The sequence below is a fragment of the Stenotrophomonas sp. ZAC14D1_NAIMI4_1 genome (assembly GCF_003086775.1).
In the GTDB taxonomy this organism is placed as follows: Bacteria; Pseudomonadota; Gammaproteobacteria; order Xanthomonadales; family Xanthomonadaceae; genus Stenotrophomonas.
The window spans coordinates 106,262-129,649 of the sequence record NZ_CP026001.1 but is presented as its reverse complement, the minus strand read 5'-3'; the positions used below and the strand labels follow the sequence as shown (position 1 = coordinate 129,649).

The following is a 23,388-nucleotide window of genomic DNA, read 5'->3' as shown; positions in this document are numbered from 1 at the left end:
ACGTGAGCACCGGCACGCCGCTGACCCTGCCACCGGAACTGCGCGCGCGCCTGCGCACGCTGCGGCTGCGGCCGCGCCTGGCCAGTGGCGCACGCGGCATCGGCCAGCACGCCAGCCGCAGCCGCGGTGCCGGCCTGGAGTTCGCGCAGTACCGCGCTTACGAGCCGGGTGACGAACTGCGCCAGATCGACTGGAAGCTGTACGCCCGCTCGGACCGCTTCTTCGTGCGCGAGTCCGAACGCGAGAGCCCGATCACCGTCTGGCTGCTGCTGGACGCCACCGCCTCGGCCGGCCAGGCCGACCGCGCGGCGCCGCAGCGCACCCGCCTGGACCACATGCGCGGGCTCGCCGCCTGCGTGGTCGAACTGGCCCTGCAGCAGGGTGATCGCTTCGGCCTGCTGGCGGTCAACGGCGATGGCCTGCAACTGGTACCGGCCGGCAACGGCGCACGCCAGCGTGATCGTGTGCACCTGCAGCTGCATGCCCTGCAGGCGCGCGGTGGCTGGCCGGCAGCCGACCGCCTGCGCCCGCTGTGGGAACGCGTTCGCCCCGGCGATCTGCTGCTGGCCATCGGTGATGGCTTTGATGAGGCCAGCATCGTGCTGCTGGAACAGCTGGCCAGCGCACGCCGCGAGGTGATGCTGCTGCAGGTGCTGGGCGCCGACGAGCGTGATTTCCCGTTCGATGCCGGCCACCGCTTCCGCGATCCGGAAACCGGCGAGGAACTGCTGGGCGATGGCGCCGCGATCCGCGCCGACTACCTGCAACGCTTCGCTGCCGCACACAGCGCCCTGCAGTCGCGCCTGCAGGCCAGCGGCATCGCCAGCGCCACCGGTTGGCTCGACCAGCCGTTGGACCAGCCACTGCAGGTGGTGTTCGGCCGCGGAGGCGGCGCATGACCCTGCTGTTCCCGCTGGGCCTGGCCGCGCTGGCCGCATGGCTGCTGCCACTGCTGATCCACCTGGCCCGGCGCCATCCGTATACGCCGCTGGATTTCGCCGCACTGCGCTGGCTGCGCGCGCAGATCCGCCCGCGCCAGCGCATCCGTTTCGATGATTGGCCGCTGCTGCTGGTACGCCTGCTGTTGCTGGCTGCACTGGCGCTGCTGCTGGCGCGCCCGGCGCTGACCGGCAGCGCACCGCCCCCCGGCGCGTGGACGGTGGTGGCGCCCGGCCTGGATGCCCGCGCACTGCGCGGCAGCAGCGAAGCAGCCCACTGGCATTGGCTGGCGCCCGGCTTCCCGTCCGTCGACCAGCCGGCGCCCGGCGTGGATGCGCCGCTGGCCAGCCTGCTGCGCGAGCTGGACGCGCAGCTGCCCACCGGCACCGCACTGACCGCGCATGTGCCCGACCCGCTGCCGGGACTGGATGGTGCGCGGCTGCAGCTGTCGCGACCCGTGCACTGGCAGCCGCACCCTGCGGCCCCCGCCAACACACAGGCCACAGTGGCGCCGCCACGCCTGCGCGTGCATGCCGAAACACCGGCCAGCGCGCGGCAATGGATAAGCGCCCTGCAACGTGCGTGGAGCACCCAGCCTGAACCCGCCGAGCTGCCTGCCGATGCGCTGCCCGCACGCGGCGAGATTGCGGTGTGGAGCGGTACCGGTGCATTGCCGCCTGCCTGGCAGGCCTGGCTGCGCGACGGCGGCAGCGTCCTCACCGCGGCCGCACCTGCGCAGGGCGCCAGCGTGCGCCTGCGCACCGCCGGGGGCGAGCCGCTGCTGTGGCAGCAGCGCGTCGGCCAGGGCCGCCTGCTGTCGCTGCCCGGCGAGTGGGACGCCGCCCACAACGCCGCGCTGCGTGATGCCCGTTTGCCGCAGTCGCTGTTGATGGCCCTGCAACCGCCGCCGCCCGCGCGCGTGGCCGATGCGCAGGACCAGGCACCGCAGCAGGCAGTCCTGCCCGCCAGCACTGCCGCACCGCGTGAACCCACGCCTTGGCTGCTGCTGGCCATCGTGCTGCTGTTCGCGCTGGAACGCGGAATGGCCAGCCGCCGCGCGCGGAGGCCGGCATGACGTCGCTGCAACGCACCTGGCAACGCGCACGACGCCGCCGCGCCAGCATCACCCTGCTGCTCGGGCTGCCGTGGGCGCTGGCCGCCACCGCGCTGGCCCTGCGGCTGGCCGGCTTCGATGCCGCCTGCGTGGTCGCCACGCTGGCGCTGCTTGCCTGCGCGGGCGTGGCGGTGGCGCGGGCGCGGCAGATGGACCCGCGCTGGCTGCAGCGCCAGCTCGACGGCAGCGGCCGCAGCGAGGACAGCGCCGACCTGCTGTTCGTCAATGTCGCCCGCCTCAACCCGTTGCAGCAGCGCCAGCGCGCGCATGTGCTGGCCACGCTGGAACGCACGATGCCGGACCTGCGCCCGCGCTGGCCGCGCGCCGCACTGGCGCTGTGCTGGGCCGGCGGTCTGGCCATCGCCCTGCTCGCACTGGGCTGGCCGCGCAGCACGGGCATGCCAGCAGGCGGCAGTGCCATGGCAACGGCTCCCGCTGCGCCCGCCGGCCCGCTGCAGCTGCAATCAACCCGCCTGCAGATCGATGCACCGGCCTACACCGGGCAGGCCACCCGCACCCAGAACGCGCTGGACGCCAAGGTGGCCGCGGACAGCCGGTTGTCGTGGTCACTGCGGTTCGACCGTGCGCCCAGCAGCGCCTGGCTGCAGTTCCACGATGGTCGCCGGCTGCCGCTGCGCGAGCACGATGGGCAATGGCAGGCGCAGGACGTGGCACGCACGCCGGTGCTGTACCGCGTGGTGAGCGAGCCTGCGCTGGCCAGCACCCGCCTGTACCGGCTGGATGTGGTGGCCGACCGCGCGCCCAGCGTGCGCGTGCTGGAGCCGGCCGCCAGCCTGGTGCTGGGCACGCCCGGGCAGCGGCAATGGACGCTGCGCTTCGAAGCCAGCGATGACTACGGCGTGGCCGCGCAGGCAAAACTGTCGATCACCACCACCCAGGGCAGCGGCGAGAACATCACCTTCGTCCAGCGCAGCGTCACGCTCACCGGCAGCGGTGAAGCCACCACGCGACGCTTCGCCCACACGCTCGACCTGGCCGCGCTGGGCGCGCAGCCCGGCAACGATGTGATCGCCCAGCTGGAAGTGCGCGACAACCACGCCCCCAGCGCGCAGACCGGGCGCAGCAGCAGCGTGATCCTGCGCCTGCCGACCACCGAAGTCGCGCTCGGTGCCGAGCTGGAAGGCCGTATCAAGAAGACCCTGCCGGCGTATTTCCGCAGCCAGCGGCAGATCATCATCGACGCCGAAGCGCTGATCCGCCAACGCCGCAGCCTGGCCGCCGATGACTTCATCAAGCGCAGCGATGCGATCGGCGTCGACCAGCGCATCCTGCGCCTGCGCTACGGCCAGTTCCTGGGCGAAGAAAGCGAGGGCGCGCCAAAGCCGCCGCCGACCAGCGACCTGCCCACCAGCGATACGCCCGCAGCCGATTCGCACGATCACGACGACGAACATCAGCACGCGCAGGACGATGGCCATGATGCGCATGGCCACGACCACGGCGGCACCGCCGGCAATGCCGGCACGCCGCCGGTGTTCGGCAGTGCCACCGACGTGCTGTCCGAGTACGGCCACACCCACGACCACGCCGAGGCCGCCACCCTGCTCGACCCGCAGACCCGCGCCAGGCTGAAGGCCGCGCTGGACCAGATGTGGTCGGCCGAAGGCGAGCTGCGCCAGGGCCGGCCCGAGCAGGCGCTTCCGTTCGCCTACAAGGCGCTGGGGTTCATCAAGCAGGTGCAGCAGGCCGAGCGCATCTACCTGGCCCGCGTCGGCCCCGAACTGCCGCCCATCGACGAGGGCCGCCGCCTCGGCGGCGACCGCACGGGACTGGCCAGCCGCGAGCTGCCGCTGGCCGCACGCACAGCGCCGGACCCGGCCATCGTCGAGGCCTGGCAGCGGCTGGGCGACGGTGACGGCACGCCCGACCTGGACGCTTTGGCGACTTGGCAGCAGCGCAACGCCGCCTTCCTGCCCGACGCCCTCGATCTGGCCGCCGCCATCGAACAGCTGCGCATCGAACCGGACTGCAGCGACTGCCGCCAGCGCCTGCGCGCGCAGCTGTGGCGCGCCCTGCAGCGGCCGCTGCCGCAGGTGATGCGGCGCACGGCCACCGATGCGATGGGCCAGCGCTACCTCGATGCGCTGGAGGTACAACCATGAACGCCCCCGCATTGAACCTGTGGCTGGCCGTGGCCCTGGCGGCGATCGTCGTCATCGCCAGCGTGCTGCAGCTGCGCGCGCCCACTGCACATCGCGGCCGCCGCGCGGTTCGGCTGGGCGTGCAGGCCATCGCTGCGGCGCTGCTGTATTTCTGCCTGCAGCCACCCAGCCAGCAGCAGCCTGCGGGCGGCCTGGTCGTGCTCACTGCCGACGCCGCCGCTGCCGGCGCATTGCCGGCCAGTGATGGCCCCCTGCTGCTGTTGCCGGAGGCGGCGGATGTGCCGGGCGGCCAGCGCGTACCTGATCTGGCGACGGCGCTGCGCCAGCACCCGGCCTCCACGCTGACCCTGGTCGGCGCCGGCCTGGCCGCGCGTGACCGCGACACCGTGCTGCCGGCGCACGTGCAGTGGCAGGCGCCGCCTGCGCCGCGCGGCTGGATTGCGCTGCAGCCGCCGGCCGACGCAGCGCCCGGTGCGCGCTTCGAGGTGCATGCCCAGGCGCACGGCATCAGCGCTGGCCGCGCCGAACTGTTGGACCCGGCCGATACCGTGGTTGATCGCGCGGACCTGGCGGCCGATGGCCGCGTGCAGCTCAGTGGCATCGCCCGCGCGCCGGGCCGCAGCGTGTTCCATCTGCGCCTGCTCGACGCGCAGTCGCACGTGCTGGACAGCGTGCCGGTGCCGCAGCAGACGCTGGCGGCGGCACCGCTGCGCCTGCTGGTGCGTGCCAGCGCGCCCGGGCCGGAACTGAAATACCTGCGCCGCTGGGCCACCGATGCCGGCCTGCGCGTGCAGGTGCAGGCCGACACCGGCGCGGGCCTCAGCGTGGGCGATGGCGCGGTGCCGCTGGATGCGGCCGCGCTGGCGCGCAGCGATCTGCTGCTGCTGGATGAGCGCAGCCTGGCAAATTTGAGCGCGGGCCAGCTGGCCGCGGTGCGCCAGGCACTGCGCGATGGCCTTGGTGTGCTGGTGCGCAGCGCCGGTGCACCCTCGGCCAGCGCGCGCCGCCGCCTGCGCGATCTCGGCCTGCCGGTGCAGGGCGATGGCAGCAGCCACGCGGCCGATCTGCCCGGCGATGGTGAGAGCACGATGCTTGCCGCACGGCGTGGCCCGCTGGGCTCGACCACCCTGCCCAGCGCCGACGGCGAAGCGGCCGACCGCAGCTCGCACAGCGCCGCCCTGCCCACGCTGGAGGTGCTGGCACTGCAACCCACCGATGGCAGCGCGCTGCTGCATGACCGCGCAGGCAAGGCACTCGGTGGCTGGCGCAGCGTCGGCAAGGGCCGCATCGGCCTGCTGCCGATCACCGACAGTTGGCGCTGGGTGCTGGCCGGTCGCGATGATCGCCACGGCGAACTGTGGAGCGGTGTGGTCGCCACGCTGGCACGCGCGCAGGCCAGCGCGGATGCACTGTGGTCAGCGCAGGCGATTGCCTGGGCAGGAGAGCGGCAGGCCCTGTGCGGCGTGCAGGCGCCGCTGCAGGCGTTCGATGCGAAGGGCGCGGACGTGCCGCTGGTGGTTGATGGCGCGACGGCGTCGCTGCGCTGCGCCGGCTGGTGGCCGCGCGCCGCAGGTTGGCAACGCCTGCAGCATGGCGAGGCGACCGTCTGGCGCTATGTGTTCGACGCGAATGAGGCAGCGGTGCTGCATCGCCAGGCGATGATCGATGCAACCACGCAGGCACTGGCAACGGCCACGCCTGCGGGTGCTGCGGCGATGCATCCGGTGCCCGGCCCGCGCTGGCCGTGGTGGCTGGCGTTCGTGCTGTGCGTGTCGCTGCTGTGGTGGCTGGAACGGCGGCGCTGAGCCCCACCCATGAAGCATCCACGCATGGCGTGGATCTACTGACCCCATCCCTCACCGCGCCCCGGTGCGCCGGTACACGCCGTCGAACCGCACGTTCATGCCACCGCATTCGCTGTTGTCGGACACCACCAGCACGTCGCCCAGCACCTGGGCGTGCACCGTGCAGCTGTCCTCGACGAAATCCACCTGGCTGCCACGCGGCGTCGCCTGCGCTTCCACCTGGCCCATGTTCGGGCCATACGGCCTCTGTTCCGGCGTGGGGTTGGCCGAGGGCCAGTAGGCATCACCTTCGACATGAAGCTGGCCGCCACGCACCGAGATGCGCAGGCCGTTGTCGCCATCCTTCCAGTCACCGGCCCAGTCCTGCAGCGACGGCGTTGCCACCGGCAACGGCTGCAGCTTGCTGCGCTCGACCCAACCGGCACTGCCACCCACCTTGTTGGGGAAAAACGCGCAGCGGTACGCGCCCAGGTCACGTCCGGTCACCACGGTGTCGCCGCTCACCACGTAGCTGCGCTGGCGGCAGGCGGGTTCGCCCTTGGCCGGGCAGCCGTCCATGTCACCGAGCAGGTACAAACGCTGCGTGCCCACCACCCTGGCCAGCGCGAAACCAGACTGCGCGGATGGGAACAGGCCATTGCGGCAGGAGCCACCGTCGGCCAGATCGCTGGCCGCCGCAGCCAGCGGGCTCAGCATGGCAAGCAGGAGAAGGGAGCGCAGCAGCATCCAGGCAGCCTCGGAAGGAAAGGCGGCAGGATAGCGCCTACTTCCCGGCCGGGGGATCGCAGCCTTCCTGCTGCTCGCAGAACTGCTGTGCACGGCGCTGCTGCTCGGCGGTCAGTTCCGGCGGCGGCCGGGCGATGGCCGCCTGGATCTGGTCCGGGCCACCGGTCAGCTTGTTCAGGCCTTTGCCAGCGGCAGTCAGGCCTTTCACCACGCCCATCATGATGTAGCCACCGCCCATGCTCACCTGTTCGGGCGACGGCGGCTCGCTCCAGTCGCGGCTGAAGCGGTTGTCACCGAACTTCACCGGGTTCTTGAAGCGGTACAGATCCAGCGGCTCGTCATCTTCGGGCTTGATCGCGCGCACTTCGCCGAGGGTGGTGACATCGCCCTGCGGCGGCGCAGGCAACGGCGCTTGCGCAGCGGGCTCGACCACCGGCGTGGCCTGCTGCGCCTGCGCGGTGGCGGCCAGCATCATGCCGGCCAGAAGTGCTCCCTGCAGTTCCCGTCGTGCCACAGCCATCGCCCTGCCTGTTGCGTGCAATCCTCGAGGATACGCATCACGGCTTCAGATTTCGTTGCCTGCGCTGCCGGCATTCAGCCAGCGGTGTCGTGCCGCCGCACTGAATGATTCACTGCATCCCGGCACGCGGTCTCACACCCTGAGACCCATCTGTGGTGCCATGTGACCCCTCGCAAACCGTCCCGGCTTCACCTTCCATGGCCTACGAACTCGCCAAGCGCACCGCCGACGCCGAGCAGAAGCTCGCCACCCGCGACGGCCTGCCCGCCCGCGATGGCGCCCTGCTCAGTGCGCGCCTGCAGCGCCGCTACCACGACCGCATCACCGGCAGCTTCGCCATTCCCGGCCGCGAGGGCCGCTATGCGCCGCTGCCCGGTTCGGTGCCGCCCGCCCTGGCTGCAGCGCTGAAGGCGCGCGGCATCGAGCAGCTCTACAGCCACCAGGCGGAAGCGTGGGAGGCCAGCCAGCGCGGCGAGCACGTGGCCATCGTCACCCCCACCGCCAGCGGCAAGTCGCTGTGCTACACCCTGCCGGTGGTCAGCGCGGCCATGCAGGACAAGGCCAAGGCGCTGTACCTGTTCCCGACCAAGGCGCTGGCCCAGGACCAGGTGGCCGAGCTGCTGGAGCTCAACCGCGCAGGCGACCTCGGCGTGAAGGCCTTCACCTTCGATGGCGACACGCCGGGCGATGCGCGCCAGGCCATCCGCCTGCACGGCGACATCGTGGTCTCCAACCCGGACATGCTGCACCAGGCCATCCTGCCCCACCACACCAAGTGGGCGCAGTTCTTCGAGAACCTGCGCTACATCGTCATCGACGAAGTACACACCTACCGCGGCGTGTTCGGCAGCCACGTCACCAACGTGCTGCGCCGGCTCAAGCGCATCTGCGCGTTCTACGGCGTGCAACCGCAGTTCATCCTGTGCTCGGCCACCATCGGCAACCCGCGGGCGCATGCCGAAGCACTGATCGAGGCGCCGGTCACTGCCATCACCGAATCCGGCGCGCCCAGCGGGCCCAAGCAGGTGCTGCTGTGGAACCCGCCGGTGATCAACCCGGACCTGGGCCTGCGTGCCTCGGCGCGATCGCAGAGCAACCGCATCGCCCGCATCGCGATCAAATCCGGGCTGAAGACGCTGGTGTTCGCGCAGACCCGGCTGATGGTGGAAGTGCTGACCAAGTACCTGAAGGACATCTTCGACCACGACCCGCGCAAGCCGCCGCGCATCCGCGCCTACCGCGGTGGCTACCTGCCCACCGAACGCCGCGAGACCGAGCGTGCGATGCGCGCGGGCAACATCGACGGCATCGTCAGCACCTCGGCGCTGGAACTGGGCGTGGATATCGGCAGCCTGGACGTGGTGATCCTCAACGGCTACCCCGGCAGCGTGGCCGCCACCTGGCAGCGTTTCGGCCGCGCCGGCCGCCGCCAGCAACCGGCGCTGGGGGTGATGGTGGCCAGCTCGCAACCGCTGGACCAGTACGTGGTGCGGCATCCGGATTTCTTCGCCGAGGCCTCGCCCGAACACGCGCGCATCGCGCCGGACCAGCCGCTGATCCTGTTCGACCACATCCGCTGCGCGGCCTTCGAACTGCCGTTCCGGGTGGGTGATGGCTTCGGCCCGATCGATCCGGAAGTGTTCCTGGAAGCGCTGGCCGAAACCGAGGTCATCCATCGCGAAGGCGAGCGCTGGGAATGGATCGCCGACAGCTATCCGGCCAACGCGGTCAGCCTGCGCGCGGTGGCCGATGGCAACTTCGTGGTGGTCGACCGCAGCGACGGCCGCCAGCAGATCATCGCCGAGGTCGACTATTCCGCCGCCGCGCTCACCTTGTACGAGGGCGCGATCCACATGGTGCAGTCCACCCCATACCAGGTGGAAACGCTGGACTGGGAAGGCCGCAAGGCCTACGTCACGCGCACCCATGTGGACTACTACACCGACAGCATCGACTTCACCAAGCTCAAGGTGCTGGACCGCTTCGACGGTGGCGTGGCCGGCCGTGGCGATTCGCACCATGGCGAAGTCCACGTCGTGCGCCGCGTGGCCGGCTACAAGAAGATCCGCTACTACACGCACGAGAACATCGGCTACGGCCCGGTGAACCTGCCCGACCAGGAACTGCACACCACTGCAGTGTGGTGGCAGCTGCCGCAGGCATTGCTGCTGCGCGCGTTCGCCAGCAAGCAGGATGCGCTGGATGGCTTCCTCGGTGCCGCCTACGCACTGCACATCGTCGCCACCGTGGCGGTGATGGCCGATGCGCGCGACCTGCAGAAGTCGGTCGGCAACGGCGACGGTTCCTGGTTCGCGATCGCCGACCAGACCGGTCGCGGCCAGCTGCGCGGCGGCGAGGGTGATCCGGGCATCGTCGAGCTGCTGCAGGAGTTCGTGCCGACGGTGTACCTGTACGACAACTTCCCCGGCGGCGTCGGCCTCAGCGAACCCTTGTGGCAGCGCCAGGCCGAGCTGGTGCAGCGCGCGCGCGAACTGGTGCAGCGCTGCGACTGCAAGGCCGGCTGCCCGGCCTGCGTCGGCCCGGTGCTGGCCGCGCAGGAAGAAGATGAAACCTCGCCGCGTGCGCTGGCGCTGCGCGTGCTGGACCTGTTCGATGCCGATGCCTGCCAGCACGTACCCGACGTGGTGGTGACCACGCGCGACCCGATGGAGCTGCTGGCACCGTGAGCCTGAGCCTGGACAAGCTGCGCCTGCTGCGAAAGCAGGCCGGCGACCCGAAGGCGAGCGCCCCGGCCGCGCCCGAGCCGCCGCCCACGGCATCTGCTCCGGTAGCTGCCAACGACGCGCGGCAGCCCGCCGCCGAGCGCTCGGTGTTTGCGTGGGTCGAGCAGGAGATCCGCCACAAGCCGACCGGCACGGCGGCACCTGCGGCGGCAGCCGCACCGGCACCGCTGCGGCGGCCGGAGGTGGGCGGCCTGCATCGCTTGCTGGGCCTGCGCGCGCGCGGTAGCGCCGCCCCGGTGCGCGCCAGCGCGCAGGACCGGCAGCTGCCCGGCGAAGAAATCGCACCGGGCCTGTTCCTGATCGAATCGCTGCAGCCGCAGGCGATTCCCCCGCAGCCACTGTCACTGGATTTCGCGCGCCGCGAGGGCGAGCACGTGGCCGCGCGCGACCTGCTGTTCTTCGATACCGAAACCACCGGCCTGGCCGGTGGCACCGGCACCCGCGCCTTCATGATCGGCGCGGCCGACTGGCATGCCTGCCCGCAGCGCGGCGAGGGCCTGCGCATCCGCCAGCTGCTGATGTCCACCATGGCGGCTGAAGACGCGATGCTGGCCACCTTCGCCAGCTGGCTGCAGCCATCCACCGTGTTCTGCAGCTACAACGGCCGCAGCTACGATGCGCCGCTGCTGAAGGCACGTTACCGGCTGGCCCGGCAGCGCGATCCGATCACCGCGCTGGACCACGTCGACCTGCTCTATCCCACCCGCCGCCGTTATCGCGGCAGCTGGGAGAACTGCAAGCTGTCCACCATCGAGCGCCAACTGCTGCGCGTGGTGCGCGAGGATGACCTGCCCGGTTCGGAAGCACCCGCGGCGTGGCTGCGCTACCTGCGCGGCGGCGATGCAGTGAACCTGCGCCGCGTGGCCGACCACAACCACCAGGACGTGGTGACCCTGGCCCTGCTGCTGCAGCGGCTGATCCGCGAGGAACAGCGCGAGCGCGAGACGCTGGCGCTGGTGCAGCCCTGAGCGCGCGCGGGTTCAGGCGGCGTTGACACCACTGACACGCGCAGCGGCGACACTGCCCGCTGTCCCTTCACCGGAGCCGTGCCCATGCGCCGTACAACCCTGTTGCTGCTGGCCAGCATCCTGCCGCTCGCGGCCTGCAGCCATGCCGGTGCCAACAGCACCGCCGACACCGGCACCCTGCCGGCCAAGGGCGCCGAAGGCCCGCACGAATGCCGTCCGGAGGCACTGGAGGCCTTCACCGGCAAGACGGCCGACGAGGCCACGATCAAGAAGCTGGTGGCCGACAGCGGTGCGCGCAACGCACGCGTGGTGAAGCCGGGCATGGCGGTGACGATGGATTTCCGCCAGGACCGGGTCACCGTGCGCGTGGACGAGCAGAACCGGATCGAGCGCGCCAGCTGCGGTTGATGGGGTAGCGCCGGGCCATGCCCGGCGGGCTCCATCAGCATACGCGCCGCATTCGCATACGCGCCGCTGCGCTCGCCGGGCATGGCCCGGCGCTACCGCTCCGTCAGAGCTGCTGGGCCTTGCCGCTGGCCATCGCGCGGGCGATCACCTGCTTCGCCTGTGCCGACGCCTGCGCCTGCAGCTGGGCCTGGCGTTCACCCAGCTCGGCCTGCTGGCTGCCCAGCGCGGCCTGGCGCAGGCCCAGCTGGGCCTGCTGGTTGGCCAGTTCGCTGATGTCGTGGCTGTGTGCGTCCTGCACCGCCTGCACTTCACGCATCGCAAGACGCGCCTCGGCTGCGGCCTGGCGGGCAATCGCGGCGTCATCCACCGAACCGCTCGCGGCCCTCGCGGCCTCCGCGGCGGCCTGGCGGTTGATGTCGCTCTCGCGCACCGCCCTGCTTGCCGCCTGGGTCGCCACACGGCTGATTTCCCGGGCATGCACGGCCTGCTTGCGGCCCAGCTCACCCTGCTGGCGCCCCAATACCCCCTGCTCGCGACCGAGTTGGCCCTGCTGGCGGCCCAGTTCGGCCGATTGCGCATAGACGCGCTGCAGCGGCTGGATCAGGGCCGGATCACGCACGGCATAACGCTTGTTGCCTTCGCGGAACCACAGCACCGGGCCATCGCGGCCGACATCACGGCGGGCCTGCTGGATGTCATCGATCGTCGCACTGGCATAGCTGCGGCCGTGGTCGATCAGCACGTGGCCACGTTCCAGATCGTTGCCCAGGTGCAGTTCGCCCACCGTGGTGTAGCTGTCGTCATCCTCGGCAGGCGGTGCCGGAGGCGCGGGCGGTGCAGACGGCGCAGACGGCGCAGACGGCGCGGCGGGGACGGACGGCGCGGCCGGCGGTGCCGGCGGCTTGGGCATCACCAGGTGGACCCCGTTGGCCGGCACAGCGGGCGCGGCCGGCGGTGCGGGCGGTGCAGGGACCACCTTCGGCGGTGCCGGCGGCGCAGGCGGAGCCGGGGCAGCCACCAGGCGCATCGGCGCCACGCCCACCGCAACCACCAGGGCGGTAAGGCCAATGGCGAGGATGCGCGGGCAGGCACGGCGCGGCTGCAGGCTCATCAGGCGGCGCTTCAGGCTGGTGGTGCTCGGCGCGGCACTGGCCACGCCCAGGTGCGGCTGCGGTGCCACGCCCAGCTGCAGCAGCAGGCGGCCATAGGCATGGCGGCTGGCACCGTGCTGGCCGACCACCGCCGCATCCACCGCTTCTTCGCGGGCCTGGGCGTATTCGCGCACGGCCAAGCGCAGCAGCGGATGGAAGAAGAACAGGTGCTGGGCCAGTGCGGGCAGCAGGCCCCACTGCAGGTCACGGCGCTGCATGTGCTGCAGCTCGTGGGTCAGCGCCAGATCCAGCGCATCGCCCTGCAGGGCATTGGCACCGGCCGGCAGCAACAGCACCGGGCGCAGCGGACCGACCAGCTGCGGCGCGTCCACCTGCCCGCTCATCCACAGGCGCGGTGCGCGGCGCAGGCCATGGGCATCGGCAGCCAGTTGCAGCGCCTGCACCAGGGCCGCGTCTTCGCAGGGATGCGAGGCCGCCAGCAGCGCGCGGCACTGGCGCCACTCACCGAAGGTGCGCCACGCCATCACCAGTACGCCGGACAGCCACAGCGCGGCCAGCGCCATCGCCCACCAGGCCATCGGCGATACGCCGCTGCCGATCGACGCGGCGATGTCAGGGGCCTGGTTGATCGGCGCGGTGGCCAGCAGGTTCGCCGAGAGTTCCGGCGCCATCGGATGGATCGCATCGGCGGCCAGATCGGTGGCGCTCATTGCCATGGCCTGCGGCGCCGGCAGCCAGGCCAGCTGCAGCGGCTGGCTCCAGAACAGGCCCAGCACCGCCTGCAGCGACACCAGCCACCACAGGCGGCAGCGGGTGCTGGCCGACAGCGAGGGCAAGGCGCGGCAGACGACGTACACCAGGGCCACCAGCAGCACGGTCTGCAGGCTGGTCCAGCCCAGGCGTTCCAGCAGGGAAATCAGCATCGTGGTGTCCATGGCTCAGCCCTCGTGGCGACGCGATTGGAGTTGGGCGACCAGCGCTTCCAGTTCCGCCAGTTCGTTGTCACTGACTTCCTGGCGTTGCGACAGGTAGGCCACGAACGGCGACACCGAGCCCTGCAGGGTGTTGTCGACGAACTGGGCCACGGCGCCCTGCAGCACGCTGTCCGGACCACGGGTGGCCTGGTACCGGTAGACGCCCTCCTGCTGCTCGCGCTGAAGATACCCCTTGGCGCGCAGCCGCTCCATCATCGTCAGCACGGTGGAACGGGCCAGCCCGCGGGCCTCGCCGTAGCCACTGGCGACCTCGCCGACGCTGGCCGGCGCATGTTCATCGATGTACTGCAGCAGGGCCAGCTCCTGGTCCCCGATGGTCTTGCCACGCATGACACCGCTCCCTTGACTACACGTGTCGTCACTGTCTGCGTGACGACAGTTGTAGTCAACCCCCCGGAAGTCATGGGCCGACGAACGGTAGGGGTGGGTGATGGGCTTAAACCTTCTCCCCGCCCCACGCATCCGATTTCCGACAACCCGTCTGGAATCCCCATGTTCCGCCCAACGCTGCCCGTCCTGCTCCTGCTCCTCGCCGCCCTGCCAGTGGCAGCCGCTTCGCCCGGCCCTGATGCCGCCAACGAACAGGCACGCCGCCTGATCCGCCAGACCATGCAGGACGCTCGCATCCCCGGCCTGCAGGTGGCGGTGGTCAAGGACGGCCAGGTGGTGCTGTCCGAAGCCTTCGGCCTGGCCAACGTCGAGAACGGCGTCGCAGCGACGCGCAGCACGCGCTTCCCGCTGAACTCGGCCACCAAGGCCTTCACCGGCGTGGCGGCCGCGCAGCTGGCGCAGCAGGGCAGGCTGGATCTGGATGCGCCGCTGGCGCGCTATCTCGATGCGCTGCCGCCGGCCTGGCAGAGCGTGCGCGTGCGCCAGCTGCTGGCGCACACCTCGGGCCTGCCGGACATCCTCGATGAGCGCGGGCTACTGGGCGGTGGTACCGAGGCGCAGGCGTGGCAGGCCGTGACCGCACGGCCGATGGATGCCGCACCCGGCCAGCGCTTCGCCTACAACCAGACCAACTACCTGCTGCTGGCGCGGATCATCGCGCGGCAATCGGGCATGCCCTACGAGCGCTTCCTCGCCAGCAGCCAGTTCGGCACGGTCGGCATGGACCGCACCACCTTCGGTGACAGCTACGACCTGGTGCCCGATGCAGCAACGATGTACAGCCTGGCGCCGCGCGCAACGGAAGCGGCCGACACGCCGCCACGCCTTTCGCACTGGTTCTACGACATGCCGCCCAGCCTGTGGGCGGGCGGCGGCATCCTCACCACCGCCGATGACACTGCACGCTGGCTGGCCGCGCTGGCCAGTGGCCGCCTGCTGGGCGATCCCGCGCGCACACGCATGTGGACCGCCGAGCCCCTCGCCGATGGCCGGGCTGGCCCGTGGGCCGCCGGCTGGCCGGTGCTGCAGGCCGCGCCGGATCGTCAGGTCGCCGGCATCGGTGGTGCTCGCTCGGCCTTCATCGTCTACCCCGACCGCGGCGTGGCGGTGGTGGTGCTGACCAACCTGGTCGGCGCCAACCCGCAGCGTTTCATTCCGCGCATCGCCGATCTTTATTCGCCTGCTGCAACAGCGCCCTGAACACCTGCAAGCACGCGCGCCCGGTCGGCCACCCCGGCCACATGCAACACCAGTGTGTGCGGCAGCGCCAGCGTAGGGTGCTGGGCAATGGCGCAGAACGCGAACACCTCCGCCAGGGTGTCGCGGTCATGCCAGGTGGTCATCACGAAGTCGGCGCCCTCGCCCTCCAGCGATGCCATGTCCACCGCATCATCCCAACCGCTGCACTCGGTGCCCCAGGCCATCATGTAGCGGCAACCGCTGCGAACCAGCCAGTCGCTCACCCGCGCCTGCCAGTCCGCTTCCACGGTGGCTTCGACAGCCACAATGGCGCGGTAAGGGGAGCAGGCCCGTTCGGGCGGTATCGCGCCCGGCGGCAGCCACAGGTATTCAACGGTGCCGTCCATGCCCACCCCATCCTCTGTTCGCGTGCGCCGAGGATAGCTGCCGGCCAGCGGCCGGCACTACCGTCGGCTCAACCCCGCGGCCCGCCCATCACTGGCAGGATCGCGCCGCTGATATAGCTGGCGCACGCGGGCGAGGCCAGGAACACATAGGCCGGTGACAGTTCCTCCGGCTGTGCGGGGCGGCCCATGTCGCTGTCCTTGCCGAACTCGGCCACGTCCTCGGCCTGCTTGTCGGCCGGGTTCAGCGGTGTCCACACCGGCCCCGGGGCCACGCAGTTCACCCGGATGCCACGCGGCAGCAGCTGGCTGGCCAGCGCCTTGGTGAAAGCATGGATGGCGCCCTTGGTGGCCGAATAGTCGATGAGGGCTTTGCTGCCGAACAGGCCGGTTTCCGAGCCGGTGTTGATGATGCTGGCGCCCTCGCCCAGATGCGGTAGTACCGCCCGCGCCATCTGGATGTAGCCGCCGATGTTGGTCTGCAGCGTCTCCTGCAGATGCGCGTCTTCCAGGTCTTCCAGGCGCTCGCAATGCAGCTGGAAGGCCGCGTTGTTGACCAGAATGTCGATGCCGCCGAAAGCCTTGGCCACCTGCTTCACCGCCTTGTTGCAGAAGCGTGGATCGCGCACGTCGCCGGCAATCACCACGCAGCGCCCGCCTTCGCGTTCCACATGCTGGCGGGTGATGTCCGCATCCTCCGCTTCATCCAGATGCAGCACGGCGACATCGGCGCCTTCGCGGGCGAACAGCACGGCCACGGCGCGGCCGATGCCGGAATCACCGCCGGTGATGATCGCGCGCATGCCCTGCAGCTTGCCGCTGCCGACGTAATCCGGGGCAAGGAAGCGCGGCGCCAGTTCCAGTGCATGCTCATGCCCGGGCTTGGCCAAGTGCTGGGTCGGCATGGTTTCCGGCTGCCTGCGCGCACCCGCCTGGGTGGCCGTTTTCTTCGTCGCCTTCTTGGTGGCGCGTGCGTCCTTGGCCTTCTCCTGGTCCTGCAGGCGCCGTTGCCGCGAGGCCACCCGGGCCGCGCGCGGATCGCTGGACGCGGCCTTGCGGGTGGCGGTCTTCACCACGCGCGGGCGGTCGGTTTCGGCGACGGTCTTTGCCCTGGTGCTGCCTTTGCGCACCTTGGGCGATGCCTTGCGGCGGGCGGGGGTCTTCTTGGTGGTGGCCATGCAGGTCTCCTCGGGAGGGGGATGGGGTTGCCGGCCAGCGGCCGGCACTACCGGGGGCGGCGTGCGCCGCTCGTGCAGTGTCCCCGCCCGCGCTGTCGGTGGCGGTGAGCGCACCGTGTCCACCGCGTGCATGGCATTCATTCCGCCACCACGCGTGTCGTCGCACTCTTCAGGCCAAGACACGAGGAATGCCCAGATGAAACATGCGATTGCCACCGCCGCCGTCTGCTTTGCCCTTGCCGCCTGCAGCAGCAGTCCGGTTGCCCAGATCCAGCCGATCGATGGCGTGATTTCCGGCCAGTGCCACACCAACATGGTGCGCGGCGCGGTCGGCCTGGCCGCTTCGGCGATGACCGTCGAGCGGGCGCGCGTGGACAGCGACAGCCTGCACGTGCAGGTCACCCGCGGCAGCCGCGAGCGCAGCGGCAATACCGCCAGTGGCAGCGCTGACCCTGCCGCAGGCGCGGCCGTCGAGGGCGGTGATCGCCTGACCATCGAAACCGGCCGCACCAACAACATCACTGCCATCTATTGCGGGTAAGCGCCGTCGCGCAAACGCGACGCTGCGCAGCGCTCAGGCGCTGCGCTTGGCCAGCCGCCGCGCCCGGCGCAGCACCTTCAGCGTGGCCTGCTCCCATTGCCGCGGGCCGCGCAGGCCCGCCAGCGAAGCGAGCTCGCCGCGTTCCCAGCCGGCAAACACGCAGGGGTCGATGTAGGCCTTGCGGCAGACCGCCGGCGTGTTGCCCAGCCGCGCGGCCACCTGGCACACCACCTCGCGCTGCGCCTTGGCCAGCGCGCGCTGGCTGGACGGCTCCGGCAGCTCGGTGGCGGCGAAGGTCTGCACCGCCGCCAGGGTGCCGCCCCAGGTACGGAAGTCCTTGGCGGTGAAATCCTCGCCCATCACCTCGCGCAGGTAGTCATTGACCGCACCGGAATCGACCGGCTGGATGACACCCTCGTCATCGCGATACTGGAACAGCGCCTGCCCGGGCAGCTGCTGCACGCCGCGCACCAGCGTGCCCAGCCTGCGGTCGCCCACGGTCACCTCGTGCAGCTGCCCGGATTTGCCGCGGAAGCGCATGCGCACGCGGCCACCGCGCAACAGGTCCAGGTGGCGGTTGCGCAGCGTGGTCAGGCCAAAGGATTTGTTTTCCTTGGCATAGGTTTCATTGCCCACCCGCACCAGGGTGTCGGCCAGCAGCGCGACCACCACCGCCAGCACCTTCTCGCGGGGGAAACCGCGTGGCTTGAGATCGCGGCTGAGCCTGCGCCGCAGGGCCGGCAATGCTTCGCCGAAGGCGATGGTGCGGTCGAACTTGCCTGAGTCGCGCACCGCCGCCCAGTCGGCGTGGTAGCGGTACTGCTTGCGCCCACGCGCATCGCGGCCGGTGGCCTGCAGGTGGCCGTTGGCATGGGCGCAGATCCACACGGCGGTGTAGGCCGGCGGGATGGCCAGCGCGCGGATGCGCTGCAGGGTTGCGGCATCGCGCACGGCATGGCCATCGGCATCGCGGTAGGCAAAACCCTTGCCTGCGCGGCGCCGGCTGATGCCGGGCTGGGTGTCATCGACATAGCGCAGGCCCGCCGCGCGCGCGGCCTGTCGTTCGGGGGTGGGGGCAGGAGGCATGCCGCCAGTGTGGCGATCGGCCCGGCGTGGCCACGTCAATAACGCAAGACAAACACGTGAGGGGCCTCGGGCGGCTATGCTCGGGTCTTCACAGTCCCTTCCGTTCCGGAGTCATGATGCCGTTCCAGATTCGCGCCCGTTCGCTCTCCGCCCTGCTGCTGCCGGCCGTGCTGGCGTTGTCCGCCTGCCAGGCGCCCGCGCTGGATGAGCAGGATTCGGCCACCGCCCATGCCCAGCAGGCCGCCGAAGCCGCCAAGGCCCCGGCCGACGAAGCCGGCAAGGCCACCGAAGCACCGCCGGCCGGCAACTGCGATGCCAGCCAGGTGCAGAGCCTGGTCGGCCAGGCCTACACCGACGCGCTGGGCAAGCAGGCCCAGGAAGATGCCGCCGCCAGCCAGGTGCGCGTGCTCAAGCCCAGCGACGTGGCCACGATGGAGTTCCTGGGCGATCGCCTGAACATCGAAGTGGACGAAAAGGGCCTGGTCAGCGGCGCCCGCTGCGGTTGAGTGAAAGCCAACGCCGGCAAGGGTTTGCCGGCGTTTTGGTTGCACGCGCAACCGTGTATTGCGGCGTTGCAACAACTGTGATCTAGTCGAGGCATCCGGTGGCCTCATGATGCGCTCCAGGGATTGGGCGGGCACGAGTGTCCCTGCTCATTTCATTACGCATCGAGGTAGAGATGGCCCCCCGCAACCGCCAAGGGCTTTACGACCCGCGCTCCGAGCGCGATGCCTGTGGATTCGGCATGGTCGCGCAGCTTGACGACCAGCCTTCGCGTCTACTGGTCGACACCGCCATCGCCGCGCTTTCGCGCATGACCCACCGTGGTGGCGTCGCCGCCGACGGCCTCACCGGCGATGGCTGCGGCCTGCTGCTGCGCCGCCCCGATGCCTTCCTGAAACTGCTGGCCAGCGAAGCCGGCATCACCGTGGGTGCGCGCTTCGCCGCCGGCCTGGTGTTCCTCCCGCACGATGCCGACGCCGCCCAGGCCTGCCGCACACAGCTGCAGGCGCAGGTGGAAACCGTGGGCTGCAAGGTCGCCGGCTGGCGCGAGGTGCCCACCGATGACAGCGTCTGCGGCCAGCTGGCCCGCGACACGCTGCCGCGCATCGAACAGGTATTCGTCGACGCCGGTGTCGGCCAGGATGACGGCGGCTTCGCGCTGGCGCTGTTCCTGGCCCGCCGCCGCAGCGAACAGCAGCTGCGCGAACATGCCGATTACTACGTCACCACCCTCAGCCCCAATGCGATCAGCTACAAGGGCATGGTGCTGCCGGACAAGCTGAGCCGCTTCTTCCCGGACCTGCAGCGCCGCGAACTGGCCTCCAGCGCCATCGTGTTCCACCAGCGCTTTTCCACCAACACGCTGCCGCGCTGGCCGCTGGCGCACCCGTTCCGCATGCTCGCCCACAACGGCGAGATCAACACCATCGAAGGCAACCGGCGCTGGGCGCAGGCGCGCAGCAAGGTGTGGAAGACCCCCCGCTTCGACATCGCCGAGTTCGATCCGGTCATCTCCATGCACGGCTCGGATTCGCAGAGCCTGGACAACATGCTGGAGCTGATGGTGTCCGGTGGCATGGAACTGATCCAGGCGCTGCGCATCCTGGTGCCGCCGGCGACCCAGTCGCTGGAGTTCAAGGATCCCGACCTGGCCGCGTTCTACGAGTTCCATGGCCTCAACAGTGAGCCGTGGGACGGCCCGGCCGGCATCGTCGCCTGCGACAGCCGCTATGCGGTGTGTACGCTGGACCGCAACGGCCTGCGCCCGGCGCGCTGGATGCTGACCGCCGACCGCCACTTCCTGGTCGCCTCCGAGGCGGGCGTGTGGGAAGTGCCGACCGAGCGCGTGGTGCGCAAGGGCAAGCTCGGCCCGGGCGAGATGATCGCCATCGACCTCAAGCGCGGCGACCTGCTCGATTCGGAAGCCATCGACCGCATCAACCGCGGCCGCGCGCCGTACAAGCAGTGGCTGCAGCAGGGCGTCACCTACCTGCAGACTGAACTGATCGATCCCTCGCTGGTGGAGGAACCGTTCGACGAGGGCACCCTGCGCAGCTACCACAAGCTGTACCAGCTCAGCAGCGAGGAAGTGGAACAGGTGCTGCGGCCGCTGGCCGAGACCGAGCAGGAAGCCACCGGCTCGATGGGCGATGACACGCCGATGGCCGTGCTCAGCCAGCGCAGCCGCCCGCTGTACGACTACTTCCGCCAGGCCTTCGCGCAGGTCACCAACCCGCCGATCGACCCGCTGCGCGAAGACTGCGCGATGTCCCTGTCCACCCAGCTCGGCAAGGAGACCAACATCTTCCACGCCGGCCCGGAGACGGTGAACCACGTCATCCTCAACTCGCCGGTGCTGAGCCAGCGCAAGCTGCGCCAGCTGCTGAAGATGGACCAGTACGTGCAGGCCAACCGCCTGCTCGACCTGTCCTACAGCGAGGACGAAGGCCTGCGCGCCGGCATCGAGCGCATCTGCGCCGAGGCCGAACAGGCCGCCCGCGAGGGCATGGTGATGCTGCTGCTGTCCGACCGCTACCCGGTGGCCGGGCGGCCGATGGTGCACGCCCTGCTGGCGACCAGCGCCATCCACCACCACCTTTCGCACCTGGGCCTGCGCTGCGACGTCAACCTGATCGTCGAGACCGGCACCGCGCGCGACCCGCACCACATGGCCTGCCTGCTCGGCTTCGGTGCCACGGCGGTGTATCCGTACCTGGCCTACCAGACCCTGTTCGACCTGGGCCGCCGCGGCATCCTCAAGCTCAGCAAGGGCGGCGAGCAGTCGCAGATCGGCCGCCGCTACCGCAAGGGCGTCTACAAGGGCCTGTCGAAGATCATCTCGAAGATGGGCATCTGTACCGTGGCCAGCTACCGCGGCGCGCAGCTGTTCGAGATCATCGGCCTGGAACCGGAGGTGGTCGACCTGTGCTTCCCCGATACCGCTTCGCGCATCGGTGGCGCCGGTTTCGCGCGCCTGGATGCCGATGCGCGCGAGCTGTGCGCGCAGGCCTGGGATGCGCAGCAGGGCGTGGATGTCGGCGGCCTGCTGAAGTACGTGCACGGCGGCGAGTACCACATGTACAACCCGGACGTGGTGACCACCCTGCAGCGCGCGGCGCGCAGCGGTGACCCGCGTGCGTGGCAGCAGTACTGCGATGCCGTGCATGCGCGGCCGCCGTCGGCGCTGCGTGACCTGCTGGAACTGGTGCCGGCGGGCACGCCGGTACCGCTGGACGAGGTGGCCCCGGCCAGCGAACTGTTCCCGCGCTTCGACACCGCCGCCATCAGCCTCGGCGCGCTGTCGCCGGAAGCGCATGAAGCGCTGGCCATCGCCATGAACCGCCTCGGCGGCCGCAGCAATTCCGGCGAAGGCGGCGAAGACCCCGCGCGCTATGGCACGCAGCGCCGCAGCAAGATCAAGCAGGTGGCTTCGGGCCGTTTCGGTGTCACCGCCGAATACCTGGTCAACGCCGAAGTGCTGCAGATCAAGGTCGCGCAGGGCGCCAAGCCCGGCGAAGGCGGCCAGCTGCCCGGGCACAAGGTCAACGAGCTGATCGCTCGCCTGCGCTATGCCAAGCCGGGCATCGGCCTGATCTCGCCGCCGCCGCACCACGACATCTACTCCATCGAAGACCTCGCGCAGCTGATCTACGACCTCAAGCAGGTCAACCCGACCGCGCTGGTGTCGGTGAAGCTGGTCAGCCATGCCGGCGTCGGCACGATTGCCGCCGGCGTGGTCAAGGCCGGTGCGGACCTGATCACCATTTCCGGCCATGACGGCGGCACCGGTGCTTCGCCGGTCAGCTCCATCCGCTATGCCGGCGTGCCGTGGGAACTGGGCGTGGCCGAAGCGCACCAGGCGCTGCTGGCCAACGACCTGCGCGGGCGCACCCTGCTGCAGACCGACGGCGGCCTGAAGACCGGCCTGGACGTGGTCAAGGCCGCGCTGCTGGGCGCGGACAGCTTCGGCTTCGGCACCGCGCCGATGATCGTGCTGGGCTGCAAGTACCTGCGCATCTGCCACCTCAACAACTGCGCCACCGGCGTGGCCACCCAGGATGACCGCCTGCGCGAGAACCACTTCACCGGCCAGCCCGAGCGCGTGGAGAACTTCTTCCGCCTGCTGGCCGAGGAAGTGCGCGGCTGGCTGTCCTACCTGGGCGCGCGTTCGCTGGAGGAGATCGTCGGCCGCACCGACCTGCTGCGGCAGATCGAGGCGGCGCCGCGCGATGGCGTGCGCGTGGACCTGTCGCGCCTGCTGGCCGATGCCCGTTACGAAGGCAGCCACTGCGCCGCGCAGCGCCTGTACGAATCGCCGGACAGCCTGGCCACGCAGATGGATGGCCTGCTGGCCGCGGCCATCGAGCACAAGCAGGGCGGCGAACACCGCTTCCTGATCCACAACACCGACCGCAGCATCGGCACCCGCCTGGCCGGTGCCGTGGCCCGCGCGCATGGCAACCAGGGCATGGCCGAAGCACCGCTGGAACTGCGCTTCCGCGGCAGCGCCGGGCAGAGTTTCGGCGCCTTCAACGTCGGCGGCCTGCACCTGGAAGTGGAAGGCGAAGCCAACGACTACGTCGGCAAGGGCATGGCCGGGGGCCGCCTGGTGGTGCGCCCGCCGCGTGGCGCGCGCTTCGAGGCCCGCAGCACCGCCATCATCGGCAACACCTGCCTGTACGGCGCCACCGGTGGCGAGCTGTTTGCCGCCGGCCGCGCGGGCGAGCGCTTCGCGGTGCGCAATTCCGGCGCGCTGGCGGTGGTGGAAGGTGCCGGTGACCACTGCTGCGAGTACATGACCGACGGCGTAGTGCTGGTGCTGGGCAAGGTCGGCCTGAACTTCGGCGCCGGCTTCACCGGTGGCCTGGCCTACGTGCTGGACGTGGATCGCGATTTCGTCGACCGCTACAACCACGAGCTGATCGACATCCACCGGGTGTCGGCCGAGGGCTTCGAGAACTACCGCCAGCACCTGCACCGCCTGATCGGCCGCCACCGCGAGCTGACCGGCAGCATCTGGGCGCAGCAGATCATGGACGAGTTCCGCGATTACATCGGCAAGTTCTGGCTGGTCAAACCCAAGGCCGCCAGCATCGAGTCGCTGACTGAAACCCTGCGACGCGCCGCGTGATTCCGCCCGGTAGTGCCGGCCA

The 23,388-nt window shown here is 70.5% G+C and carries 18 protein-coding genes; 11 read left to right on the top strand and 7 right to left on the bottom strand.

What is annotated here, in order from left to right; translation table 11 throughout:
• The first annotated feature begins 2 nt into the window (after window positions 1-2).
• Genes C1927_RS00525 through C1927_RS00510 form a run of 4 tightly spaced genes read left to right on the top strand, consistent with a single transcriptional unit; the run spans window position 3 to window position 5,981 of the window.
• Window positions 3-899: a DUF58 domain-containing protein gene (locus C1927_RS00525; RefSeq protein WP_108745642.1), complete on the top strand. Its 897-nt coding sequence runs from the start codon at window positions 3-5 to the stop codon at window positions 897-899.
• Window positions 896-2,014 carry a BatA domain-containing protein gene (locus C1927_RS00520; RefSeq protein WP_108745641.1) on the top strand — a complete coding sequence of 373 codons (1,119 nt, stop codon included), beginning with the start codon at window positions 896-898 and terminating at the stop codon, window positions 2,012-2,014. Before C1927_RS00525 ends, C1927_RS00520 begins: the two co-directional genes overlap by 4 nt.
• Window positions 2,011-4,176 carry a hypothetical protein gene (locus C1927_RS00515; protein WP_108745640.1) on the top strand — a complete coding sequence of 722 codons (2,166 nt, stop codon included), beginning with the start codon at window positions 2,011-2,013 and terminating at the stop codon, window positions 4,174-4,176. The genes C1927_RS00520 and C1927_RS00515 overlap by 4 nt, the downstream gene beginning before the upstream one ends.
• A complete protein-coding gene (locus C1927_RS00510; RefSeq protein WP_108745639.1) occupies window positions 4,173-5,981 on the top strand; it encodes a hypothetical protein in 1,809 nt (602 codons plus the stop codon). The genes C1927_RS00515 and C1927_RS00510 overlap by 4 nt, the downstream gene beginning before the upstream one ends.
• Window positions 5,982-6,032: 51 nt before the next feature.
• On the opposite strand, the gene C1927_RS00505 is transcribed toward C1927_RS00510, so the two are convergent.
• Both C1927_RS00505 and C1927_RS00500 read right to left on the bottom strand, forming a co-directional pair.
• Window positions 6,033-6,707, bottom strand: a complete 675-nt coding sequence (locus tag C1927_RS00505) for a hypothetical protein (RefSeq protein WP_108745638.1) — start codon at window positions 6,705-6,707, stop codon at window positions 6,033-6,035.
• A 37-nt stretch (window positions 6,708-6,744) separates the two neighbouring features.
• Window positions 6,745-7,227, bottom strand: a complete 483-nt coding sequence (locus C1927_RS00500; protein WP_108745637.1) for a hypothetical protein — start codon at window positions 7,225-7,227, stop codon at window positions 6,745-6,747.
• Between the two features lie 197 nt (window positions 7,228-7,424).
• Between C1927_RS00500 and C1927_RS00495 the strand changes: the two genes are divergently transcribed.
• The 3 genes from C1927_RS00495 (at window position 7,425) to C1927_RS00485 (ending at window position 11,347) form a co-directional block, all read left to right on the top strand.
• Window positions 7,425-9,914 (top strand): DEAD/DEAH box helicase, encoded by a 2,490-nt coding sequence (locus C1927_RS00495; RefSeq protein WP_108745636.1) that lies wholly within the window; start codon window positions 7,425-7,427, stop codon window positions 9,912-9,914.
• Window positions 9,911-10,939, top strand: coding sequence for a ribonuclease H-like domain-containing protein (locus C1927_RS00490; RefSeq protein WP_108745635.1), 1,029 nt, complete (start codon window positions 9,911-9,913; stop codon window positions 10,937-10,939). Before C1927_RS00495 ends, C1927_RS00490 begins: the two co-directional genes overlap by 4 nt.
• An 84-nt stretch (window positions 10,940-11,023) precedes the next feature.
• A complete protein-coding gene (locus tag C1927_RS00485) occupies window positions 11,024-11,347 on the top strand; it encodes an I78 family peptidase inhibitor (protein ID WP_079224609.1) in 324 nt (107 codons plus the stop codon).
• Between the two features lie 103 nt (window positions 11,348-11,450).
• Here C1927_RS00485 and C1927_RS00480 read toward each other — a convergent pair whose 3' ends face one another.
• Window positions 11,451-13,394, bottom strand: coding sequence for a M56 family metallopeptidase (locus C1927_RS00480; RefSeq protein ID WP_108745634.1), 1,944 nt, complete (start codon window positions 13,392-13,394; stop codon window positions 11,451-11,453).
• Between the two features lie 3 nt (window positions 13,395-13,397).
• Window positions 13,398-13,784, bottom strand: a complete 387-nt coding sequence (locus C1927_RS00475; RefSeq protein ID WP_079224605.1) for a BlaI/MecI/CopY family transcriptional regulator — start codon at window positions 13,782-13,784, stop codon at window positions 13,398-13,400.
• 192 nt (window positions 13,785-13,976) lie between these two features.
• Between C1927_RS00475 and C1927_RS00470 the strand changes: the two genes are divergently transcribed.
• Entirely contained in the window at window positions 13,977-15,044 is a 1,068-nt protein-coding gene (locus tag C1927_RS00470; protein ID WP_108747737.1) for a serine hydrolase domain-containing protein, read from the top strand.
• Here C1927_RS00470 and C1927_RS00465 read toward each other — a convergent pair.
• Together C1927_RS00465 and C1927_RS00460 are read right to left on the bottom strand one after the other, a co-directional pair.
• A complete protein-coding gene (locus C1927_RS00465; protein ID WP_108745633.1) occupies window positions 15,017-15,430 on the bottom strand; it encodes a hypothetical protein in 414 nt (137 codons plus the stop codon). The two genes, C1927_RS00470 and C1927_RS00465, sit on opposite strands and share 28 nt — an antisense overlap.
• A gap of 68 nt (window positions 15,431-15,498) precedes the next feature.
• Window positions 15,499-16,605 carry an SDR family oxidoreductase gene (locus C1927_RS00460; protein ID WP_108745632.1) on the bottom strand — a complete coding sequence of 369 codons (1,107 nt, stop codon included), beginning with the start codon at window positions 16,603-16,605 and terminating at the stop codon, window positions 15,499-15,501.
• Window positions 16,606-16,801: 196 nt separating this feature from the next.
• Here C1927_RS00460 and C1927_RS00455 point away from each other — a divergent pair, with 196 nt between their 5' ends.
• Window positions 16,802-17,146, top strand: a complete 345-nt coding sequence (locus C1927_RS00455; RefSeq protein ID WP_079224598.1) for a hypothetical protein — start codon at window positions 16,802-16,804, stop codon at window positions 17,144-17,146.
• A gap of 33 nt (window positions 17,147-17,179) precedes the next feature.
• Here C1927_RS00455 and C1927_RS00450 read toward each other — a convergent pair whose 3' ends face one another.
• Window positions 17,180-18,232, bottom strand: coding sequence for a DNA topoisomerase IB (locus C1927_RS00450; RefSeq protein ID WP_108745631.1), 1,053 nt, complete (start codon window positions 18,230-18,232; stop codon window positions 17,180-17,182).
• A 116-nt stretch (window positions 18,233-18,348) separates the two neighbouring features.
• Between C1927_RS00450 and C1927_RS00445 the strand changes: the two genes are divergently transcribed.
• Together C1927_RS00445 and gltB are read left to right on the top strand one after the other, a co-directional pair.
• Window positions 18,349-18,738 (top strand): I78 family peptidase inhibitor, encoded by a 390-nt coding sequence (locus tag C1927_RS00445; protein ID WP_079225454.1) that lies wholly within the window; start codon window positions 18,349-18,351, stop codon window positions 18,736-18,738.
• A 173-nt stretch (window positions 18,739-18,911) separates the two neighbouring features.
• On the top strand, window positions 18,912-23,366 hold the full coding sequence (gltB, locus tag C1927_RS00440; protein ID WP_108745630.1) for a glutamate synthase large subunit: 4,455 nt from the start codon (window positions 18,912-18,914) through the stop codon (window positions 23,364-23,366).
• The last annotated feature ends 22 nt before the right edge of the window (window positions 23,367-23,388 follow it).